The 21,881-nt window shown below is 41.4% G+C and carries 14 protein-coding genes and 1 tRNA gene; 5 read left to right on the top strand and 10 right to left on the bottom strand.

From position 1 onward, the window contains the following. Positions 1 to 512: 512 nt before the first annotated feature. From GQF63_RS14530 to GQF63_RS14495, 8 genes are all read right to left on the bottom strand, one after another. Positions 513 to 585: transfer RNA gene (locus GQF63_RS14530), tRNA-Lys, on the bottom strand. Positions 586 to 684: 99 nt separating this feature from the next. After that, positions 685 to 885, bottom strand: a complete 201-nt coding sequence (locus tag GQF63_RS14525) for a DUF4177 domain-containing protein (protein WP_160369968.1) — start codon at positions 883 to 885, stop codon at positions 685 to 687. 44 nt (positions 886 to 929) lie between these two features. Next, positions 930 to 1,532 carry a hypothetical protein gene (locus GQF63_RS14520; RefSeq protein WP_160369967.1) on the bottom strand — a complete coding sequence of 201 codons (603 nt, stop codon included), beginning with the start codon at positions 1,530 to 1,532 and terminating at the stop codon, positions 930 to 932. A 554-nt stretch (positions 1,533 to 2,086) separates the two neighbouring features. Then, positions 2,087 to 2,905, bottom strand: a complete 819-nt coding sequence (locus tag GQF63_RS14515) for an endonuclease/exonuclease/phosphatase family protein (RefSeq protein WP_160369966.1) — start codon at positions 2,903 to 2,905, stop codon at positions 2,087 to 2,089. Positions 2,906 to 2,920: 15 nt separating this feature from the next. Beyond that, positions 2,921 to 4,696 (bottom strand): RagB/SusD family nutrient uptake outer membrane protein, encoded by a 1,776-nt coding sequence (locus GQF63_RS14510; protein ID WP_160369965.1) that lies wholly within the window; start codon positions 4,694 to 4,696, stop codon positions 2,921 to 2,923. 34 nt (positions 4,697 to 4,730) lie between these two features. After that, positions 4,731 to 8,219, bottom strand: coding sequence for a SusC/RagA family TonB-linked outer membrane protein (locus GQF63_RS14505; RefSeq protein WP_160369964.1), 3,489 nt, complete (start codon positions 8,217 to 8,219; stop codon positions 4,731 to 4,733). Between the two features lie 155 nt (positions 8,220 to 8,374). After that, on the bottom strand, positions 8,375 to 9,565 hold the full coding sequence (locus GQF63_RS14500) for a FecR family protein (protein WP_160369963.1): 1,191 nt from the start codon (positions 9,563 to 9,565) through the stop codon (positions 8,375 to 8,377). Positions 9,566 to 9,631: 66 nt separating this feature from the next. Then, positions 9,632 to 10,225, bottom strand: coding sequence for an RNA polymerase sigma factor (locus GQF63_RS14495; RefSeq protein ID WP_160369962.1), 594 nt, complete (start codon positions 10,223 to 10,225; stop codon positions 9,632 to 9,634). A 323-nt stretch (positions 10,226 to 10,548) separates the two neighbouring features. On the opposite strand from GQF63_RS14495, the gene GQF63_RS14490 reads away from it, so the two are divergent. From GQF63_RS14490 to GQF63_RS14480, 3 genes are all read left to right on the top strand, one after another. Then, positions 10,549 to 11,352 carry a DUF72 domain-containing protein gene (locus GQF63_RS14490; RefSeq protein ID WP_246163550.1) on the top strand — a complete coding sequence of 268 codons (804 nt, stop codon included), beginning with the start codon at positions 10,549 to 10,551 and terminating at the stop codon, positions 11,350 to 11,352. A gap of 93 nt (positions 11,353 to 11,445) precedes the next feature. Further along, the gene (locus GQF63_RS14485; RefSeq protein WP_160369960.1) at positions 11,446 to 12,570 is read left to right on the top strand and encodes an acyltransferase family protein; all 1,125 of its coding nucleotides are present in this window, start codon (positions 11,446 to 11,448) and stop codon (positions 12,568 to 12,570) included. Between the two features lie 50 nt (positions 12,571 to 12,620). Further along, the gene (locus GQF63_RS14480; RefSeq protein ID WP_160369959.1) at positions 12,621 to 13,562 is read left to right on the top strand and encodes a glycoside hydrolase family 43 protein; all 942 of its coding nucleotides are present in this window, start codon (positions 12,621 to 12,623) and stop codon (positions 13,560 to 13,562) included. Between the two features lie 2 nt (positions 13,563 to 13,564). On the opposite strand, the gene GQF63_RS14475 is transcribed toward GQF63_RS14480, so the two are convergent. Further along, complete coding sequence (locus tag GQF63_RS14475) at positions 13,565 to 14,743, bottom strand: MFS transporter (RefSeq protein ID WP_160369958.1); 1,179 nt, start codon at positions 14,741 to 14,743, stop codon at positions 13,565 to 13,567. A gap of 259 nt (positions 14,744 to 15,002) precedes the next feature. Between GQF63_RS14475 and GQF63_RS14470 the strand changes: the two genes are divergently transcribed. Further along, positions 15,003 to 18,158: a S41 family peptidase gene (locus GQF63_RS14470; RefSeq protein ID WP_160369957.1), complete on the top strand. Its 3,156-nt coding sequence runs from the start codon at positions 15,003 to 15,005 to the stop codon at positions 18,156 to 18,158. A 307-nt stretch (positions 18,159 to 18,465) separates the two neighbouring features. Further along, a complete protein-coding gene (locus GQF63_RS14465; RefSeq protein ID WP_160369956.1) occupies positions 18,466 to 19,275 on the top strand; it encodes a helix-turn-helix domain-containing protein in 810 nt (269 codons plus the stop codon). Here GQF63_RS14465 and GQF63_RS14460 read toward each other — a convergent pair. Next, positions 19,272 to 21,716, bottom strand: coding sequence for a TonB-dependent receptor (locus GQF63_RS14460; RefSeq protein ID WP_160369955.1), 2,445 nt, complete (start codon positions 21,714 to 21,716; stop codon positions 19,272 to 19,274). The two genes, GQF63_RS14465 and GQF63_RS14460, sit on opposite strands and share 4 nt — an antisense overlap. Positions 21,717 to 21,881 lie beyond the last annotated feature (165 nt).

The raw sequence follows: 21,881 nt of genomic DNA, 5'->3' as shown, positions 1-21,881 counted from the left end.
GCATAACGGCTTTCAATATATCAGTCTGACAACTTCTTTTGATTTATTAGGTAATGAGAGGAGGTGCTGTTTTGTTTCTCGATCACTACCATTTATTCGTTCAAAGGTCGGAGTATGCTATGTTTCGTTTCATGGGCTAAAAAGGTCAGGGTTTAGCTGATACAAGGTTTTGACTGAAAAATACGATCCGCCAAAAGCGGATGGGATTTCTCAGCGAACTGAAGGCTTGACCTTGTAAAGCGTAAAAACACTGATTCACCTTTGCCCGTGAAAATGAAACGAATAGCATACCTACTTTTACTGAAATAGTATAAAATACTGAAAAACAATGATGTTACTGTAAAGTGAACTAAAGCGGGTTCGATGTTCCCTAAATTTTGGTGATTTTATTGAGACACAACATCGAACCCCGAAGATAATTTTCAAGTCAACGTATATCTATCAGAATACCAGTAAATTATAAGGAAATAAAAAAGGGACAAATCTTTTTGTTTAAGAGTTGTCCCAAGAGGTGACCCCGCTGAGGCTCGAACTCAGGACCCACAGATTAAGAGTCTGTTGCTCTACCAACTGAGCTACGAAGTCATCGATTGAATCAAAGGTACAATCCCTTCAAAAAAAATCAAATAAAAAATCCTTCTTTTTTCAATTTCCTGACATTACAGCAACATCCGCAATATCTCCTTAGCGATCGCGTTCAAAATACAGGTACACATACAATGCTGCGCCAAAGGAAGAGGAGGAAGAGTTTGACAAGCGATAGCCTTGTGTTGCATATTCATCCAACTTCTCTTGGATTTCTTTGGTTGAAGATTTTACAATATGCTCACTATCCAGCGTAAATTTAGTATAAAAAATAAGGCACTCTACTTTCAGGTCTTTCATGATATAGTTAGTATTTAGGAAGGCTAATATAAGCAAAGAAGGTTTTAGTCTAACATTCTATTCTCGGTTAATTCCAGCACTTTAATGGAATTAATGGGAGCTATATGTACTATTTTACTGTCTTTCGGTACATAGAAATAATATTGACTATTGGAGTTCAATAGGGCTACTTCCTGTTCTTCTCCTGAGTTAAATACCAAAGTATGCTCGGTTTTCATCTCACCCTTCTTTATACGTCTACTGTTGGATAACCCCTCGCCAAAGCCCATCCCTAAAAACACGCAGATTACCATAACGGAGGTCATTTGAATAGCCTTTTTAGACATCTGTTTGGTGATTTCCTCCTTAGACATGGAGGCAACATGTTTTAATTCCATTGTCTTTTGCACCCAAGGCTTATGGACTTTATTTTCAACCATCTTCGGGAAATAATAACCCAATAGCATGGTAGTCATCACGACTATAAAAATTAAAGGATGTGAGGTTAGGCTAGCAATCGGGCTCATTAGGATATCGGCTATCGAGGAATATTTTAGAATATTTATCCCTATTTGATAGAATAATACGGATTCCTTAACAATTCCCATGACCACCAAAAAGAGGTAGCCAAAGGGCAAATAGCGTTCAAGACTTTGTCCTGGATTCATAGGTTTTTAGGATGATTTCTGGCATAAATATAATATCATAATCTCCTAAATCCTACAGGATGAAAAAAATAAAACGCAATTACTCAACAAGCGGAAAGATGGTTTCTCATCATTATAAGGGAACGGCTTGATTTCATAAACATAAACCAATTTATTGCATTAATTGAAACCACAAGCACGTAAAGAAGAAATGCAAAAATAGCGCCCGCTAAAAACACAATAATAAGTTGGCTATATTGCTTAGGTCGATTCCACCCTATCTTTCTTAGCCCCAACTTATTAAGGAAAAGAAAAGGCAGAAGAAAATAAAGAAGCATTCCGAGGCCTAAGGCACTGTAATTGCCAATTTTGTTCGCCTGCAAGACAAGCAGAAACCGAGGAACACATAACAGTACAACCAAAAACAACCCTAATTTCCAATTTAGGGAAAGCCAATCGGGCCAAAATCGATTAAAATAACTCTTCAATGCATAGTTGGTTTACAATAGGAAATATAAGCAGAAAAGCCGAGAATTATATCCTCAGCTTTTCCATATTTAAAAGGCAATTTCCTTTTATTTAACTGTTAAATCAACGACTAAAGGAATATGATCTGATGCATACTTCTCATCAACAGTAAAAAACTTACCAACCTCAAAGTTGTCCAAAAGCTTTTGATTGAATAAAATATAATCAATTGTCTTATCGGGTCTTACGGATGGAAATGTAGGCAAAGAGGTATTCGCAATAATAAGATATTTCTCCAACACCTTTAATACCTGATTCCCTGGTTGCATATTTAAATCGCCTGTAAAAATAATTGGGTCATCTTTATATTTCTCCAGAATACCAAGGATTTGATTTACTTGATAACCGCGGGTTTCATCAGAAATATGATCTAAATGGACGCTAATAAAGACCACTTCTTTACCCTCAATGTTAACCACCCCTAATGCTAATGACCTTGTTTCTCCTTTTGAATTTGCAGGAACGGGAAGCTTAAAACTTTCTGTTTTTACGAATGGAAACTTAGATAATATAGCATTCCCTTGAATTCCTTCGGAACGATCAACCGCATCTGCAAAATGGTCATGCATCTTCGTACGTTCACCCAAATCTTTAGATTGATGCGACTGTTTTCCCGACCTTGCGGTATATTTGTCAACCTCTTGTAAGGATACTAAATCTGCTTTTTCTCGGTTAATCACATCAGCAACAGCATCTAAATCGGTAAATGAAAAATCAGGTTTAATACTTGGAGGGCTTGCAATATGGATATTATAAGACATCACGCGGATTGTTTTTTTCTGGCCGGCTTCTTTTTTACTAGCACAACCTAACGGCATTAAACATACGGCTAACAACAATAGCCAAAGAATTTTTATAGCTTTCATCTTCATATAAATTAATTAGTTCATTTCCCAGCCCGGATTTTGGCCAAGGTTCGGGTTTTGTAAACGATCTGGTTCTGGAATTGGGTAAAAATATTTATAGTCTTCCCACTTTCTAACAATATTGCTAGACCACTTAATTTTTCCTGCGTCATCACCTTCCAGTTGGAAAGGATTCACTTGTCCCGTTCCAATAGTTGCAGAAACGTCCATATAAGAAACACCTGTAATTCGATCTACATTTAATTTGCCTTTGTAAAAATAAACATCGGGGGTACCGTCTTCATTTAGATCGATATGTGTGTTCAATTTTGGAACATACATACCATCCCAAGCCATTTCTAATAGTTTTCCTTTTTTCCAGCGAATAAGATCACGGAATCTAAACCCTTCTAATACCAGCTCAATCCCTCGTTCTCGTCTAATTTCCAGGAGTACGGCATTGGAAATCTCTGGAAAATACTTGGCCTGTAAATAAGCATCTGGAACCGTAGGCAATGGCGTATTCGTAATGCCTGCGCGCTTACGCAAAGCCGCAATACTTAAATTCCAATCAGCTAACGTAAATTCTCCTAACTCTGCTTTTGCCTCGGCGTAATTAAGTAAGATTTCAGCATAACGAAAAATAGGCAACACGTTATCATTATAACTATTTGTATCATAATAGCGATCGTCTAACACCCACTTAATCGGCTGATAACCTGTATAGGTATAAGAAAACAACGGTGGAGATAGGCTAAATACATTGGCATTTATGCGGCCGTAATCCTTGGTACGAATGGTTTGGTATAATCTTAAATCTCGGCTTTTAGTTTCCTCTTGAAAGACCATTTTATCATAATTAGGATTGCTGGTAAAAGGAGTTCCGTCAATATTCAAATAGGTATTAATGAAAGTCTTTGTGAAACTCCCCCTAATTCCATAAGTTGCACTCGTCCAATACCAATTGGCATCATGTAGGGTGGATAACTGCGTACTATATACATTTGCTAGCATTACCTCTGATGCAATTGGACTTTTACTAACAAATAGGTTCCTATAGGCTTTATCACCTTGATTTAAGGAAAAGGCTTTCGAATTAATAATGACATTAGAAGCATCTACAGCCTCTCGAAGCCACTTTTCAGCCGTATTTCCTTTTCCATATTGTGTATGATATTTTCTAAATGTGCCTTCGAATAGGCAAACCCTAGATTTTAAAGCCTGGGCAATATTCTTGGTAATTAATGTTCTAGAATTATCTTGAATTAAGGCAATATGCTGCGTAGCATAATTTAAATCTGCCAATACCGAATCCATGACTTCAAAACGGCTGTCTCGACCTTTGTACAAGTCGGGATCATCAACAGCCATTGCTTTACTAATCCAAGGCACATCACCAAAACGGACTACCTTATCAAAGTAAAATAAGGCTCTAAAAAAACGAGCAACACCAGTGTAGTTTTGCTTTACAGCAGTTGGTAAGGAAGAGTTGTTCAGATTTTGTAAAAAGGAATTTATATTCCGAAGATCATTCCATGACCATCCAGAACTTTGCTGTGGACCAAAGGCTCCAGGACGGAGGTAATCTGGCGCATTATTCCTAGCCAACATATCCGACATTTCATCATTGGGAGACCGCATGATTCCGTTGGACGCCGGTAATAAGTTGTAAAAGGAATTGGCGTATAAAGCGACTCCGCTTTCATTTTCGAATACTGCGTTTTTAGACATAACCGCCTTCGGGTCTTGATCCAACTTCGAGCATTGAATAAATGTTAAGGAAATCAATAATAAAGTGAATATCTTTTTCATCTTACGTTCATTTAATTATTTATCAAACCACTTACTAAAAGGATACCCTAAGACCTAAACTATAGCTTTTCATGATGGGATAAGCATGTCCACCTCCACCACCTGAGCCTAATTCCGGATCTGCATTTCTGATGTTTTCTACATCAATTTGACCCTTTGTTAATTTATAGAATGGCGAATATGTCCAGATATTTTCTCCTGATAGATAGATTTGAGCCTCTTTTAAGCTTATCTTAGAAATCAGAGCAAGGGGTAAGCGATAACCTAATTGAATGTTTTTTAGGCGGATATAAGCAGCGTTTTGAAGATAACGGGTTTGTTCTTGCCCCAAAGTCCGATCTGCTCCTAAAGCTAGATAGGCTCTATAGCGTGGAAAATAAGCATCTGGGTTTTCTTCAGTCCAAATGTTCCCTAACTGGAAGTTCGGAATATTGGCATATTGGGCAACATATTGTCCCCAAAACGGAGCCGCATTACGATCTGGGTACCAATCTTGTTTCCCAATCCCTTGGAAAAAGGTACTGATGATAATATTATTCCATTCAGCATTCAGGTTCAATCCAAATCTATACCTTGGCTCACTGTTGCCAATAATAAAACGATCACCAGGAGAGTCAACGGTATTATCACCCATATTAATTACGCCATCGTTATTCCGATCGATGAATTTAATGTCTCCGGGAAGACTAGTACCAGAAACCGATGATTTATAAAGATTTTGTTTAGCCCAACCATTAATTTCTTCCTGTGATTGGAAAAAACCACCTGTTTCAAAACCCCAAATCTGCCCAATGCGTTGTCCTTCATAATAATCATTCAATCGCTTAAAGGGATTGTTATATTTAAGAATCTCGGCCGTATAATCGGATAGTCCTAGATTAATACTATACTTAAAGTTCTTTGCTGCCATCTGGAATTGGTCCACCCAGCCTAAAGAAACTTCCCAACCCTTCGTCTCCAAATCAGCATAGTTTCCTCTCGGCGAAGCTGCTCCAAACACTGCAGGCAAAGTAACACCAATGGTAAACATATCTGTTGTTTTGCGGATATAAGCATCGGCGCTCAAACTAAGGCGACCCGACAAAAAGGATGCATCTAACCCTAGGTTTGCTGTTGTAGATTTCTCCCAGGTAAGGCCATCCGGCAAAACGGCAGCATGATTCGTATATTGCGGTCTTACCCCATTTAATATTCGGCCTAATTGCGCAATATTATAGGTTTCATTAAAGACATAGGGATTAATACTTCCATTTCCGAGAGAGCCATATGAAAAACGGAATTTCAACATTCCTACGGCCTCTTTGGATACATTCCAGAAGGATTCATCGGAAACACTCCATCCTGCAGATACGGAAGGGAAAAAAGCAAATCGTTCATCATCAGGGAATTTCGAAGACCCGTCATAACGACCATTTAACTCCAATAAGTAGCGATTTTTATACGAATAATTAAAGCGATAAAATCCGCCCACGACGTTCCACTGTTGGTACCGACCACCTGTTGTAATAGCCTGTCCAAACGCTAAATTAATATTATCCACACCATCGAAAATTAAACCGTTTCGAAGCACCGTCAGCCCATCGCTGGTGGAAAGTTCATAATTACCACCCAACAACACCTTAAATTGATGATCATCGATAGTATTTTCGTATTCTCCGTAAATATTGCTCGTTATGTATTTAGTTTTATCAGTAGATTCCTGCAGGTCATTTGTGCTTAATCCTATGTATTCTTTTGTACCTGCAATATTGCTATAAGGCGTCGGTACACGGATTCTTTTACTTGTTAGGTCGGTTTGATTATAGGAAAAGTCTCCTTTTATTTTCAATTTATTTTCAAAAAAGCGAGCCTCCATGCTTGTCATATTACCTAAGAAGTTTTTCTTATTCGTCATGCCATTTCTCCCTTGCCATAAACTACCTACAGAGTATGCCCCAGCAAGTGTTAAAGTGCCATCCGGATTAAACATAGGAGCCATCGGTGGGGCATCATATTGTACAGCACGCCAAATATTAGCCTCATTGCTACCTATAGGATTAAAATAGGAAGAGGTAGAAAAACTGGTGTTATTCGTCATACTCAACCATGCATTAAGTTGAATTGTGCCCTTAGCACGTAAATTGTAGGAATCAAACTCATCCGAATTGTATCTAAATATACCCGGGCGACTGATAAAACGTCCTGAAACTTGATAACTCGCTTTCTCCGAACTTCCAGATAGTGATAAGTTTTGATCATGAGAGAAGTTATTGTCCTTATACAACTCCTTATACCAATCGGTGTTGTCGTAATAAGTATATTCCCCAGTTGCTGGATCTACTTCTACTTTTGGCAAGCTCGGATCTAAGGATCTTCTTTCCAATTCCTTTAAGTAGTCCAATGAAAACTTCATGCTTTTATTTACGTTTTGGGGCACTGCATTATAATCGTTCCAAGCAGAAAAAGCCTCATTAAACATACTGGCCCATAAATACCCATCAGAAACATAATCATTGGTGGTCGTCGATCGATTGATTGAATAGTTTGAGGAATAAGCAATTTGAGAAGTGCCCTTTTTCGGTGTCTTTGTAGTAATAAGAACCACCCCAAATGCACCTCTCGCACCATAAATAGCCGCAGAAGAAGCATCCTTCAACACCGAAACCGATTCAATATCGTTCGGATTAAGTAAAGTAGGGTCTCCTTCCACTCCATCAATTAAAATTAAAGCACTTCCCCCTTGTCCTATGGATGTGGTACCGCGAATATTATACGAAGGAGCTCTTGTTGGTTTTCCATCAGAAAAAGTAATATTTAAATTGGGAATAGCACCCTGTAAACCTTGTGATACATTTACAATAGAACGGTTTTCAAATACTTCTCCACTTACCTGACTAATTGCACCAGTAACGGAAGATTTGCGCTGCGTGCCATAGCCAACAACAACCACTTCATCTAGGTCACTGATTAAAGTCTTCATTTTTACTTGAACACTTCGTTGGGAGCCTACGATAATTTGTACCCGCTCGTAACCAACATTTGTTAAAATTAAAACGGCATTACTAGAACTCACGCGTATCTGAAAATTACCTTGTTCATCGGAACGGCTGCTATGTGCACTTCCCTGTAAAGAGATATTAACACCTGCAATTGGGTTCCCCGAGTCATCAGTCACTCGACCTCGAACCTCCCAGTCTTGTTGAACCTCCGGAACAAACGGGATATGCATGATTTTGTTATTGATAACAATGGTACCCTCTTCCTTATACCAGGCGAAGTCGGTGCCATTCAGGATTTTATCCATGGCCGTTGCAAGTTCTTCCTGATAAATATTGACGGTAACTTTGGTGGAAGCAATTTCTTTCCCTCGGAAAAAAAAGGAAATTCCTTGTTGCTTTTGAATTTCTTTCATGACTTGACTAAGGCTCGTATTCTTAGCCGCTAGTGTAATCTTCTGCGCTTTAATACTTGCAAAAGATTGAAAAGTCAATGCGATGCTCATTAAAATCGCCAGCTTCATAATCATTAATATTCGATTAATCATATATTTGTTAAGTTGGGTTAGTTAATAATTGTCTATTCAATGGATGAAAATCACTAATTCAATAGCTTGGCGGATGATGTAGCGAGCATCATCCGTTTTTATTGGGATTAGTGAGAAAAATTAAAACATGCATACCTCCTTTCATTGGCATTTATTTAATCACTAATTACTTTTAATACCTTTCTTCCGTCTATTTGTTGTAAACGAAACTTAACACCGCTTTTTTCGAGGATTCTTATTATTGACCCTAGAGATTTTTTACGATCGATCATCCCAAAAAAAGAAATATTGGATAAATTCCCCGAAAAGGAAACATCTAAATCATACCAGCGCGCCAGTTGTTTCATGGCTGTTTGTGGCGATGCCCCATCAAAATAGAATAAGCCTTCCTTCCACGCAACAAATGGGCTAACATCCACCGCTCTTTTTGCGACGCGTTCTGCTGAAATACTAGCCTGTTCACCCGGACGTAAAAGCACCGCTGTTTTAGCTTGTTGCGGCTCGCTCTTAATTCGAACCAGCCCCTCCAGCAAGGTTGTGTGGTCTTCCTTATCGTTGTTATACGAAGACATATTAAAGGAGGTGCCTAATACTTCCACTTGGTAATCCTTAGAATTTACACGAAAAGGTTGATTTGTATTCTTGACCACTTCAAAGAATGCCTCTCCAGTTATATATACCTTTCGTTCATGTGCAGAAAATTTACTGGGAAAGCGAATCGTGCTTTTTGCATTTAACCATACCTTACTTCCATCGGGCAGTATCAATTGGTAGGTTCCTCCTGCTCCAGTACTTAAGGTAAGCATGGCATTTACATTGGCGTCTAATCCAGCTTGCAAATTTACTGCTGATTCACCATTCGTATAGGTTAAATGACCATTCTTCTGAATAATTCCCGCTTGCTTTCCACTCAATTGAATAACCTGGCCATCCCCAAGAGTTAAGGTCGGAGAATTTCCACCTGAAAAGACAGTGTCTGCCTCTAATTCAATAATATTGTGGATAGCGATCCGTTCAGCCTGTTTCGGCATAAAAAGGTTTTGTTGGGAGATGAAGCCAATAAATAGAATGACAGCAACCGCAGCGCTATATTTCAAAAATCTATATAATTGCCCTCTTTTAGTTTTAACTGGTTGATCATCTTCCTCAATCTTCATTAAGATGTTTTTCAACATATCCCTTTTCTTGCGCGCTAAGTCTATCTGCTTAAAGAGTGGGGCGTTCGAATTATCTTTAGGTAATTGGGTGTTTATCCAATGATTTAGTTGCTCCTGTTCTTCAGAAGTAATAGTTCCGTCTAATAATTTCGCAGCAAGGCGCTCAAGTTCATTCCGGTTAATAGCCATTAATAGCGGTCTTTTATTAATAGTCTATTTTGAACCTAGGTTAGGGTGTATCGAAAAGGAAAAAAATTAATATTTTTCTACAAAATAGGAAATAAGCAGTGGCAAAAGGGTTAAAAGGTCATTTCTCAACCTTTTATTTGCATTTTTAAGGTGCATTTTAACCGTGTTATTAGAGATCTGAAGTTGCTCGGCAATGGCACGAATGCTTAAGCCTTCTTCCGCTTGCATTCGATATACCTGTTGACATTGTGGGGGTAGCATATTTATACTACATGAAAGCTTTTGTAAGATTTCCTTGGAAATCAAGGCCTGATCTGGTGTAAATGATTCCGTGTAATTTATTTCAGCAAAACTTGATTCCAAATTCTCTCGCCTTCTTTTATTCTGGGCCATCACCGTTAAACATTGGTATTTTATGGCCACTGCTAGATAGGTATACAAACTATGTGTTAATTCTAATTTCTCTCTACGCTGCCAAATACTAATGAACACATTTTGAACGCACTCTTCAGCCTCTTCCAGGTTTTCCAATAAGTTATAGGCGGCTAAATATAGTCGGTCCCAATACATATTGTAAATCGAAACAAAGGCTTCCTGATTACCTTCTTTCAAAAAAAATATCAATTCTTCTTCAGATTGTCGGTTATAGGTCGAATGCATGATGCAGGTAAATAGGCGATTAGTTAAATATACGTAATAATAAAGGCAAAGAACGGCTCCTAATATTAAAAAATATTTAATAAGCTGTTATTGTTATATTTTGTAGCGCCAAGTAGTAGTCCAATTTTAGGATGGACCCAACCCCTAAATCCAACATGAATATTATATCTTTGGAGCTAGCGCTATCAACAATCACAAATACTTAGAAGTTCCAACTCCAAAAATCAATTTCCATGAAGTTCGGCCAAGTCCCAGATCCTGCAAGCATAGATTTTAGTTTTCCTCCAACCCCAGCTGCCACGATTGCCCTTTTAAACAAACACATGCAAAAGAAGCCCATGGAGATCTATGTCGGTGGTGCCAAATGGAATCGATTAGACTTAAAAGGCTTCTTCCCTCGCGGCACAAAAGACGAGCTTAGCTATTACGCCACGCAGTTCAATTCCATCGAGTTGAATGCCACCTTCTACAAAACCCCAAGCAAAAGCCAGGTAGAACAATGGAAAGACAAAACCCCGGCAGGATTTAAGTTTTTCCCGAAAATACCGATGTCCATCAGCCATTATTCCCGCCTGCTCAACTCAGCTCAGAAGTTGGAAGAATTTATTGATGCCGTAGCCCTATTCGAGGAGAAGCTGGGCATGTGCTTTCTACAGCTCATCGATAATTACAAACCCAAAGACTTTAATCGCCTTGCCGATTTCTTAAGTCTTGTACCGAAAGGCTTTCCTTTTGCGGTAGAAGTGCGTAATAAAGAATGGTTCGAACCCGAAATTGCGACACGCTATTATCAGCTACTCGAAGAACTGCAGATCAGCAATATTATCGTTGATACGCCGGGTCGTCGCGACATGATGCATATGCGCTTAACTACCCCCACTGCTTTTATCCGATTTGTAGGATCCAATCATCCCGTAGATTATCATCGGCTTGATGAGTGGGTGCAACGGCTAAAACAATGGCAAGAAGAAGGGTTGCAACAGCTTTACTTCTTTGTGCACCAGCAAATGGAAGTCGACACGCCCTTATTGGCCGCTTATTTTATCGAGAAGCTGAATGCCGCATTAGGAAATGACCTATCTATTCCAAGAAAACCTGAGCCCTTAAAAAAAGCTATTAAACAATAAAAAACAAAGTTATATTCATGATTATTAAGCCTTTGTCCTGTTTTAAATATCAGGATATTAATGTAGGTTTGTAGGAACTGTAAACCTAAATTCATGAATCAAACAGCAGCAGCTCCAGCGCAAGGATCAGGTCGTTTCGTATCCCTTGATGTTATGCGCGGCATTATCATGATCCTCTTATGTGGCGAAAGTTGCAGGCTCTACAGTGCCATAAAGCATATAGATCCGGAACAACCGATGGAGGGAATCATCAATCAATTCTTCCATCACTCCTGGAATGGGCTTCATTTTTGGGATTTGGTACAACCTGCCTTTATGTTTATGGCAGGAACAGCACTCTATATTTCCTATTCGCGGAAGCTTGCCAAAGGCGAAACCTGGAGATCGAACCTTCCCCATATCCTTTCCCGTTGTTTAAAGCTATTTATCTGTGGGGTTGCCCTACATTGTGTCTATGCCGACAAACTGGTATGGGAACTCTGGAATGTACTGACCCAATTAGCCTTCACCAGCCTTATGGCCTACCTAATTATCAACTGGTCTAGTAAGTGGCAGATGCTATTTACAATCGCCTTATTGCTGTTAACGGAGGGTTTATATCGGGGTATACATGTCCCGGGATTTGATCAAGCTTTTGTTAAGAGTGCTAATTTCGGAGCTTATATCGACAGCTTAGTGATGGGGAAAATTAACGGTGGCGGTTGGGTATTTATCAATTTTATTCCCACGGCGGCACATACCATCTGGGGCGTTTTAGCTGGCAAGTTATTGCTGGCCGACAAACCTGCTGCGTATAAAATCAAAACCTTGATTACCTATGGTATCATAGCCTTAATCCTAGGCTTTGGATTGGATATCCTTGGCATTACGCCCATTATTAAACGCATCAGCAGTAGTTCTTTTGTGCTGGCCTCCATGGGTTGGGTATTGTTGATTCTTGCGGCCGTATATGCGTTGGTAGATGTGCTCAAATACCAAAGGTATGCCTGGATATTTACCGTTGTTGGCATGAATGCCATTTTTATCTACCTTTTTTTTGAAACGGTAGGCGCGCAATGGCTCAATAAAAAAGTAGGAATATTCACCGGAGATATGCTCCATACCTACCTTAACGTTCCTATAGGCCCGGCAGCACTCGTGACGGCCATAGCCACCTTGCTACTGGAATGGGGGCTTTGCTATTGGCTATACAAGCGCAAAATATTCTTTAAGCTGTAAGTTATCGAAGCACGAATCCTTATATTTACCCAACAACAAAACCTAAACCCATGAAAGCCATTTACTTCCTCCTACTCTTTATTCTTCCTTTCTGCCAATCTTCTTTCGCCCAAAGCCCAGATTCCGTTTTTCTATTTTCTTATTTCAAGGGCAATGGAGAAGACGGATTGCATTTAGCCTATAGCCGAGACGGCCTATCATGGGAAGCACTGAAGAACGATCAATCCTTTCTAAAACCCGAATTAAGCCCTGATAAACTCATGCGCGACCCTTGTATTATCCGCGGGGGTGATGGCCTGTTTCATATGGTTTGGACGGTTAGCTGGACGCAAAAAGGAATAGGCTATGCCCATTCTGCCGATCTTATTCATTGGTCAAAGCAGCAGTATATTCCGGTGATGGAGCAGGAAGAACAAACTAGGAACACCTGGGCACCCGAAGTCACCTACGACCCGCAGCATAATGTTTACATGATCTATTGGGCCAGCACCATTACCGGTGCCTTCCCTGAAACGCAGATTGCGGCCGACAATGCCTACAACCACCGCATGTATTACACCACGACCAAGAATTTTAAAGAATATACCGAAACCCAATTATTGTATGATCCAGGCTTCAATTGCATAGACGCCACGATCCTACCCTATCAGGGACGCTGGATGATGGTCATCAAAGATGAAACCCGCGAGCCTGCTGAAAAGAATTTGAAGTTAGCCTTTGCCGATGAGCTGGAGGGCCCCTATAGCGAAGCGTCCAAACCTATAACCGGCGATTATTGGGCTGAAGGCCCTACAGTAAGCTATGATCAGGGCTTATGGCGCGTCTATTTCGATAAATACACCGATAAAAAGTTTGGCCTCATCGAATCTAGCGACCTAAAAACCTGGACAGATAATTCCCAAAAACTAACCATGCCGAACGGCATTCGGCATGGCACAATAGTAAAAATCTCAAATAATGAGCTGGCAAAGCTCCTGAGGGTAAAGCCTTAATTTTAACTTTTAAATACTTTTAAGCGGCTAGTCATGATAAACATCAGTAAGCCGAAGATGGAGAACAGCGCAAAAGAATAGCGAAGACTAAACAATTCGGCCACATAACCGATAAGCGGAGGCCCCATCAAAAAGCCCAAAAAAGAAATACTGGAAACCATCGCCAAGGCTACACCAGCGGGGATGGTTTTATGTTTTCCCGTCACCGAGTAAACGGTCGGGACATTACATGCTACACCTAAGCCTACGAGCATAAAGGCCAAGGTACAGATGATTAGATTTGGAAAAATAACAGAGGACAGCATACCGAAGAACATCAGCAATCCCGAAATTTGCAAGGTGCGCTGCCTGCCGAACCGACTGATAACGGCATCGCCAATAAAACGTCCGGTAGCCATCATAATCATAAACGACGCATAACCCAAGGTTACCCATTTCTCTGGCGCCTGCACCACGTCGTGGAAATAAACCCCCGACCAGTCGAACATGGCCCCTTCCGTTGCCATACTGAAAAAGCCAATTATTCCCAATTGAATAATCAAAGCATCGGGCTTATATTTTGTCTTTTTCTCGCCGCTTTCCGTTTTATTCTCCTCATGCAGCAAAAAAGGCCGGTTAATAAGAATATTGACAAGCAGCAACAACACTATCAAGCTGAAATGACTGAAGGTATTGATGCCCATATTAATCGTTAATAGTCCAATTAAGGCACCCGTAAAGCCCGCTAAACTCCAAGCACCATGGAAGGAAGACATAATGGGTTTTCCATACATATCTTCTGCCAAAACCCCTTGGGTGTTTACGGAAATATTACACAGGTTCCCGGCAACCCCATATAAAAAGAGGGAAGCCCCCAAATACCAGGCATTCGACGATAAGGCAATCAGCAATAAGATTAAACTATAGGCCATGGCCGCAAAGGGCAAAACCTTGCGACTGCCAAAGCGGTTGACCAAGGTGGCCGATAAAGGCATCGTCAATAATTGCCCGATGGGCAACATCAGTAAAATCGTTCCTAGTTGTGCTTCTGATAGTACCAATGCCGACTTGATGGTTGGAATACGCGATGCCCAAGTGGCAAAGCCCAAGCCCTGCCCAAAGTAATAAAGGGCAACAGCAAGACGGATTCTATTTTTTGCTGTAGGACTGATCAGTTGACTGCTAGGTGATAAGCTTGTCATTTTATTAAAATTTTGCCCAAAGGTAGTATATTTTTTTCTCCTTTCGGTATAGTTAGTGTAAAAAATACACTTAGACTGTTTGCAACCTAAACTACTCACATTCAGGCTTTATAAGGGACGAATATATTTAATAATTTCTAATTTTTGGCGATTTCTAATTTTACCTGCAACAATGCTGTGCTATTGACGCGGGCTATTCGGAATTTCCAGCAATTCCAATTACATTTGTGAAAACGTCACAAACGTTATTATCCAGATTATGAATAGATATTTTTCTACAGCTGCCCTGTTGCTTATAGGCGCACTGCAGCTACACGCACAAGAACAGCCCACGTTCTTGTCGAACCCCACATTGAGTCCAGACGGCAGCCAGCTTGTCTTTAGCTTTGAAGGCGATTTATGGAAAGTACCTAGCAGTGGAGGTACCGCCCTACGCCTGACCGCGATGGATGGCATGGAACAGAATCCGAGAATATCACCCGACGGGAAATGGCTTGCCTTTTCTTCCACACAATCGGGAAATGCGGACGTCTACATCATGCCTTTTGAAGGCGGCGCTATTCGGCAATTGACCTACCACGATGGAGCCGATGAAGTGGACAGTTGGAGTTGGGACAGCAAACAGATTTATTTTACCTCTTCCCGCTACAGCCGCATGGGCAGCTATAAGGTGAGCCGTGAAGGCGGAACGGCACAGGCCATTTTGCCACATTTCTTCAACTACATTCACCATATCGTGGAAACTCCGCAGGGCGAACTCCTGTTTACCGACAGTTGGGAAAGTGCAAATGCCGCCAATAGAAAACGCTATAAAGGTGCCTTTAACCCAGATATTATAGGTTACCAACCGAAAACAAAAGCCTTTAAACAATATACCGACTACGAAGGGAAAGACATGTGGCCTACGGTAGATCAGCAGGGCCAGGTATTTTTTGCGTCCGATGAGGGCAGCAACGAATACAACTTGTTTCACATGCAGAACGGCCAGAAGAAAGCCCTAACCCATTTCAAAGAATCCATCAAACGCCCACAGGTTTCTGCCAACGGAAAGCAGATTGTTTTTGAAAAAGGCTATCAACTCTTCCTATACGATGTAGCCAGCAAGCAAGTGCGCCAGCCGAAAATCAGCCTCGCCCGCAATCAGGTGTTGGGCAAGATGAATGAGTTTGATGTGAAGGGTAAAATCAGCAACTTCGATGTATCGCCAGATGCGAAGAAAATGGCGTTTGTTTCACGTGGTGAACTCTTCGTAAGTGATATCGATGGTAAATTTATTCGCCAGATGCCGAGTCAGGGCGAACGTATTATGGAAGTTTACTGGTTGAAAGACAACAAAACCCTCCTCTATAACCAAACCCATAATGGCTATTTAAATTGGTTCAGTAGATCTGCCGATGGAAAGGGTGAGGTTAAGCAATTAACAAATGATAAACGCAATAACCGCGATTTAGCCATAAACAAAGCGAAAAATAAGGCGGTTTACTTAAGTGGACGGGATGAAGTTCGCTTAATGGACTTGGCTAGCATGAAGAGCAATACCCTGGTGAAGGATGAAATCTGGGCTTTTCAAAATTCCAAACCCTCCTTCTCTCCAGATGATAAATACGTGCTATTTACCGCAATCCGCAATTTTGAACAGGATATCTTTGTGCATAACCTCGCCGAGCAGAAAACATATAACCTAACCAATACCGGTATTTCAGAAACATCACCCGTTTTTTCACCGGATGGACGTTTTATTTTCTTTGCCTCCAACCGCATCAAACCGTCGTACCCAAGGGGTATGTCGGATGCCAGCTTATACCGCATGGCATTAGAAAATATTGAAGAACCTTATCGCATTTCGAAATTCGATGAGCTATTCAAAGAAACGCCTAAGGAAAAACAAGATACCAGCAAGAAAAAAGACGATAAAACCAAAAAAGAAGCCCCAAAACCAAAAGAAGAAAAAGTATTGGTGCATATAGACTTCCAAGGTTTAAGTGACCGTATTAGCCGCGCTAACCCGCTAGGTGGTACGCAGGCCAATCCGAATGCGTTCGACAAAGGCGAAAAAACCTACTTGTTCTTCACCTCTAATCATGAAGGAACCTGGGGAACTTACCGAACCGTATATGAGCCTTTTACGCCCTTAAAAACTGAAAAAGTAGGGCCAGGAAACTTGGGAAGCTTAATAAAAGTAAACGATAGGTTCTTTGGCTTAAGTGGCGGACAGATCCAAAAGTATAATATCGACATGAATAAATTGGACGCTGTCGATATCAATTTCAAATTCAACCGCGACCTGGATAAAGAATTTAAACAAATGTTCTACGAAACCTGGGCCAACGTGGAGGAGAATTTCTACGATGAAAAGTTCCACGGTATCGACTGGGAAGGCATGCAAAAGAAATATGCCGCCTACCTGCCAGGCATCAACAACCGCGCAGACCTGCGTATTCTATTGAATGATATGCTCGGCGAATTAAACGCTTCCCACCTAGGCTTTAGCAGTTCAGGACCTGAAGAACGTAATAAATATACAGCATCAACAAATGAACTAGGATTGGTATACGAAGATCAGAATCCTTATAAAATTGCCCGTATCGTTCAAAATGGTGCCGCTTCCCGTAAAGGTGTTGATTTACAAGTGGGCGATGAACTCTTGGAGATCAACGGACAGCGCATCGATAAAAACAACGATAGGGATTATTATTTCACCTGGCCTTCCTTAGCGTCGGAAGTACAACTGACCGTATTGCGCAACGGCAAGGAAAAGCAAGTGAACATCCGTCCACAAAGCTCCAGCGCATTCAAAGACTTGTTGTACGATGAATGGATTAAGGGAAATCGTAAAAAGGTAGATCAATTGGGCAATAACCGCATCGCCTATTCTCACATGAAAAACATGGGTGAAGGCGAGTTACAGGTGTTTCTACGCGACATGGCCGAACAGGAAAACAACAAGGAAGCCATTATATTAGACTTACGCTATAATACCGGCGGAAATGTGCACGATGAGGTGCTACAGTTCCTTTCCCAGCGTCCTTACCTACAGTGGCAATACCGTGGCGGCAAACGGGCACCACAAAGTAACTTTGCACCTGCTGCCAAACCGATCGTCCTTTTGGTCAATGAACAAAGCTTAAGCGATGCAGAAATGACCGCCGCCGGCTTCAAAGCCTTAAAACTGGGGAAAATTATCGGAACAGAAACCTACCGTTGGATTATTTTCACCTCAGGCAAAGGCTTGGTAGACGATTCGTTTTACCGCCTACCGGGATGGGGCTGTTATACCTTAGATGGTCAAGACCTGGAACAAACTGGAGTAAGCCCAGATATTTATGTGAAAAACAGCATTGCCGATCGCATCGCCGATCGTGATCCACAACTGGAACGAGCAGTGGCCGAAATATTGAAAGACCTCAAAAAATAACGAATAGGGTTTTAGGAGCGGGTTGTTAATGAACAGCCCGCTTTTTTATTTATAAGATGCCAAAATGCTAATAATCTGCCCTTATGCTAGCCATTTTACAACCCTTTGCTTTCCCCTTCTATTTCCCTTGGCAAAGGGGATTGATACGGGTGTGAAAGGGGAGTGAAAGGGGAGTGAAAGGGATAGTGACAGTAGTTAGTAGTTAGTATTTAGTATTATGAGTAATAAGCCTAGTTTCCAAATAATCTACAATCACTAATTTCTTTACATAAATAGTTCTTCTTAATTCCTATACTTGTTCTTGATCATGAAGGAAAAAACAATCGAGGTAAAAGATAAATTGCAGCCGCAACGGCTCATCAAGGTTGCCGCCTTTGATCAGGCCAAGCGGATTACCAAACCGCATAAGCATAATGGCTATTTGGAATTGGTTTTCCTATCGTCTACATCGGGGAAACATGTGATCGACGGGCGGGAATCAATCATTAAAACCCCTTGCCTCTTGGTGATCCGGAAAGACAATGTGCACCACTGGGAATTGATGGATCCGGTGTTGGGTTTTGTGCTATTGGTTAAAAATCAATTTGTGCTTCAGAGTTTAGATTTTGAAATCCAACGATTAGTGGATGAAGTTTGCCGACACGACAGCATTTATTTACACCAATCGGAACCCTTTGCGCAGCTTTTTAGGCTGCTGGCCGAGGAAGACGATCAAACCTGCCAGGAGGGCTTGTTCAAAGTTATCTTGGCGAAAGCACTCCTTCATAGCAAAGAAACAAAACCTGTAAGTAATACATCAGATCATATTTACCATCGTTTTTGTGCCTTACTCAATGAGGAGCACATGATCATAAACCATGTTGCCTATTATGCGACCAGGCTAAATACCAGCCCACAAAACTTAAGTGCGGCCTGCAAGAAACACAGTAATTTAACGGCCTCTGAAATATTGGCCAGTTACATCATTAAGGACGCTAAGCGTTTGCTGTTTTACACCAGTAATAGCATTGCTGAAGTGGCCTTTCAACTCGGTTTTTCCGATAAATCAAACTTCTCGAAATACTTTAAACGCTATACCGGCCTTACCCCTACCGCGTTTAAAAAACAAGGTTCCTAAAATTCCTTTTCGTCAAATTCACTCTTCGGTAATTTCAAGACTTGATTTAGCTTATGCAGATTCAAGTTGAGGTTTAACAAGAGCACATTCTTCTCGTAAATGTAATTCGTTGTGGTATAAAAATCATGAGAATAGGTGCTAATGCGTTGTTCATTCACGCCCCAATCGCCAAGCTCAATAAATTGCCATTGGAATTGCGCAGTCAAGGCACCGCGTAGGAAAGCCTTGCTCAGATTAAAATGTGGGGTAAGGAACCGAGAGTCCTTGCCTTGCACGGTTGGTCGTTCAGACAGGTAATGCACCTGTAGCCCTGTGCTCCAGTTTTTCGGTAAGTCGGCTTGAACACCTGCATTAAGCGAATAGACCCAATCCTGGTTAGTCCGCGACTCCAAGTCGTTCAGCACCTGCCCCCAAATTTTATAATTATATAAGTTCAGTCCGGCATTCAGTTTTAACCAGGGCCATACTTTCCCTTCGCCACCTACTTCCATGCCGTAACGCGATGCATAATCGGCATTGGTAAATACGCGACGCAAGATGGTATCGGCATAGACCGAGTTTACACGCTGTATTGGGTTTTGGGTATGTTGGTAATAGGCATTGACAAACAGGCTGCCGGCATTTAATTTTTTCACCAATCCGGTTTCGGCATTAGTTGTAAACTCGGGCAATAATTCGGGATCACCTTGTTCCAAGGTCTCCGAGTGTTCCCGCTCCGGAATGGGATTGAGCTCGAAGTTATTGTTGCGCTGCACCCGTCTGGCGCCGGCAAGCTTCCATGACCAACCTGAGCCTAAGTCATGCATTAAATTGAAGCTTGGATAGAGCTGATGAATGGAATAAGGATATTCCTGGTTGGTATGCAATAACAACAGGTCGCGTTGATAGTATTCATAACGAAGACCTAGGGAGAGCTGGGTTTTACTGAATTTACGATCGTATTGCGAGAATAGAGCATGCACGGTATTGCTTGCATTTAATTTTCCGGTAAATTCAGGAATCAGCTGCAGGTTTGCGGTTCCATTTTCTGCAGCATAGTATTCGAAATTGCCTTCCTGTTTATCATTGCGCAATTGATAGCCACTGACTAAATCGGCCTCCCCTAGCTTCCAGTTGTGCTGCAGGGAAAGTCTTAAACCGCGTAAAGGATTGGTATAGGTGTTATGGGTCCATTGCACGGTGTCGCTGCCATTTTCAATATTGGCATTTTTTGTAGACCCGTAGATGTTTGCATATTCATATATGGCGCCCAATTGTAAGGAATGCTGGTTGTTGATCTTGAATTGATAGCCAAAGTCTAACAGGTAAAACTCACCTTGTTTGTTTTGCAGGTTTGGATTGAAATAATTCGTTCTAGACAGCTCTTGTCCTGTTGACGGTTGAATCGTTCGGTTAGTATAATGAATGTCGGCCACCCGATCTTGGAATCTACGCGAAGCCAAGACACCTAAATTCAAGGTATGTTTCTCGGAAAGCCCATAAGCACTGTTTAATCGGATTCCGAAGTTGTATTTATCAAAACTTCGCTCTCCCTGAGATGGAAAAAAGGTCTGCCGATCGCCGATGATGGTATTAACATCGCCGTCCCGGAAGCCCGCATTGTCGTTTCGCAAATAGTTGGCGGATCCATTCAACTCAAGCTTATCCTTTCTGTATTGGAAGGCGATATCCCCACCGAAGCGCTTTTGGCTTTCCCGGTTGTCGTAATCGTCAATACTAGGTAATCCTCCTTGTAGGTTTAATACCCAGGCAAAGCCATCGGCCGCTGCTTTCTTCGTTTTAATATTGATCATCCCTCCTTTTCCGTCGGGGTCAAATTGCGCCGTCGGGCTAGTAATATATTCTACTTCGGATACATCGTTTGCAGCGATCTGGCTGAGGATGGTTGCCGGATCGAGGAAAGACGGTTTGCCATTGATTAAAACAATAACGCCTGTACTTCCACGCATACTGATATTACCATTTGCATCCACCGCTGCCGATGGTAAATTCTTAACCACATCGAGCGCCGTACCGCCCACAGCATTTTTATATTGATTCGCCTGGTAGGTTTGCCGATCGATACGATGCTGCTGCGCCGCTTGGCTACCCCTAACGGTTACCTGCTCCAATTGCTGATCGACCGGCGTAATCAGGATGGTTCCTAAATTAAGTGCCTTCTGCTGGCTAATGTCTATCGCCAACTGCTTTTGCTTGTAGCCAATAAACTTGATGCTGAGGGTGTATTTTCCTGGCTTGATATGTAAAAACTGAAAAGCACCGGCGCTATTGGTTACCATGCCGTCTACCACCTTCTGCTGGGCATCTACAAGGCCAATACTAGCGTAGGCAATGGCGGAAGAACTAAGGGAGTCTTTAATGCTACCGGAAAGGGTGGTCTGCTGGGCAAAAGCCGCGTGAACTAAGAAAAACATGCAGAACCCAAGTAGAAATCTATTCATTTGGTTTAGTTTTTCCAAAAGTAGAAAAGGAGCGGAAAGTTGAGGAAGGGATTAGCAAATTATACCATTGTTTTTTCAAATAGACAATTGAGGGGGGGGGAAAAGAAATCAAAGGTCGCTTGTTCCAGTGCCCCAGCACAATATTCATTTCCTTAATATATAATC

The organism is Sphingobacterium humi, assembly GCF_009768885.1.
Lineage (GTDB): Bacteria > Bacteroidota > Bacteroidia > Sphingobacteriales > Sphingobacteriaceae > Sphingobacterium > Sphingobacterium humi.
The sequence above is the reverse complement of the archived record's forward strand: the minus strand, read 5'-3'. Positions and strand labels throughout refer to the sequence as shown.

Coding starts and splice junctions, on each gene's coding strand:
- GQF63_RS14525 (WP_160369968.1), bottom strand. CDS start 885: ATGAAAGACCTGAAAGTAGAGTGCCTTATTTTTTATACTAAATTTACG.
- GQF63_RS14520 (WP_160369967.1), bottom strand. CDS start 1,532: ATGAATCCAGGACAAAGTCTTGAACGCTATTTGCCCTTTGGCTACCTC.
- GQF63_RS14515 (WP_160369966.1), bottom strand. CDS start 2,905: ATGAAAGCTATAAAAATTCTTTGGCTATTGTTGTTAGCCGTATGTTTA.
- GQF63_RS14510 (WP_160369965.1), bottom strand. CDS start 4,696: ATGAAAAAGATATTCACTTTATTATTGATTTCCTTAACATTTATTCAA.
- GQF63_RS14505 (WP_160369964.1), bottom strand. CDS start 8,219: ATGATTAATCGAATATTAATGATTATGAAGCTGGCGATTTTAATGAGC.
- GQF63_RS14500 (WP_160369963.1), bottom strand. CDS start 9,565: ATGGCTATTAACCGGAATGAACTTGAGCGCCTTGCTGCGAAATTATTA.
- GQF63_RS14495 (WP_160369962.1), bottom strand. CDS start 10,225: ATGCATTCGACCTATAACCGACAATCTGAAGAAGAATTGATATTTTTT.
- GQF63_RS14490 (WP_246163550.1), top strand. CDS start 10,549: ATGCAAAAGAAGCCCATGGAGATCTATGTCGGTGGTGCCAAATGGAAT.
- GQF63_RS14485 (WP_160369960.1), top strand. CDS start 11,446: ATGAATCAAACAGCAGCAGCTCCAGCGCAAGGATCAGGTCGTTTCGTA.
- GQF63_RS14480 (WP_160369959.1), top strand. CDS start 12,621: ATGAAAGCCATTTACTTCCTCCTACTCTTTATTCTTCCTTTCTGCCAA.
- GQF63_RS14475 (WP_160369958.1), bottom strand. CDS start 14,743: ATGACAAGCTTATCACCTAGCAGTCAACTGATCAGTCCTACAGCAAAA.
- GQF63_RS14470 (WP_160369957.1), top strand. CDS start 15,003: ATGAATAGATATTTTTCTACAGCTGCCCTGTTGCTTATAGGCGCACTG.
- GQF63_RS14465 (WP_160369956.1), top strand. CDS start 18,466: ATGAAGGAAAAAACAATCGAGGTAAAAGATAAATTGCAGCCGCAACGG.
- GQF63_RS14460 (WP_160369955.1), bottom strand. CDS start 21,716: ATGAATAGATTTCTACTTGGGTTCTGCATGTTTTTCTTAGTTCACGCG.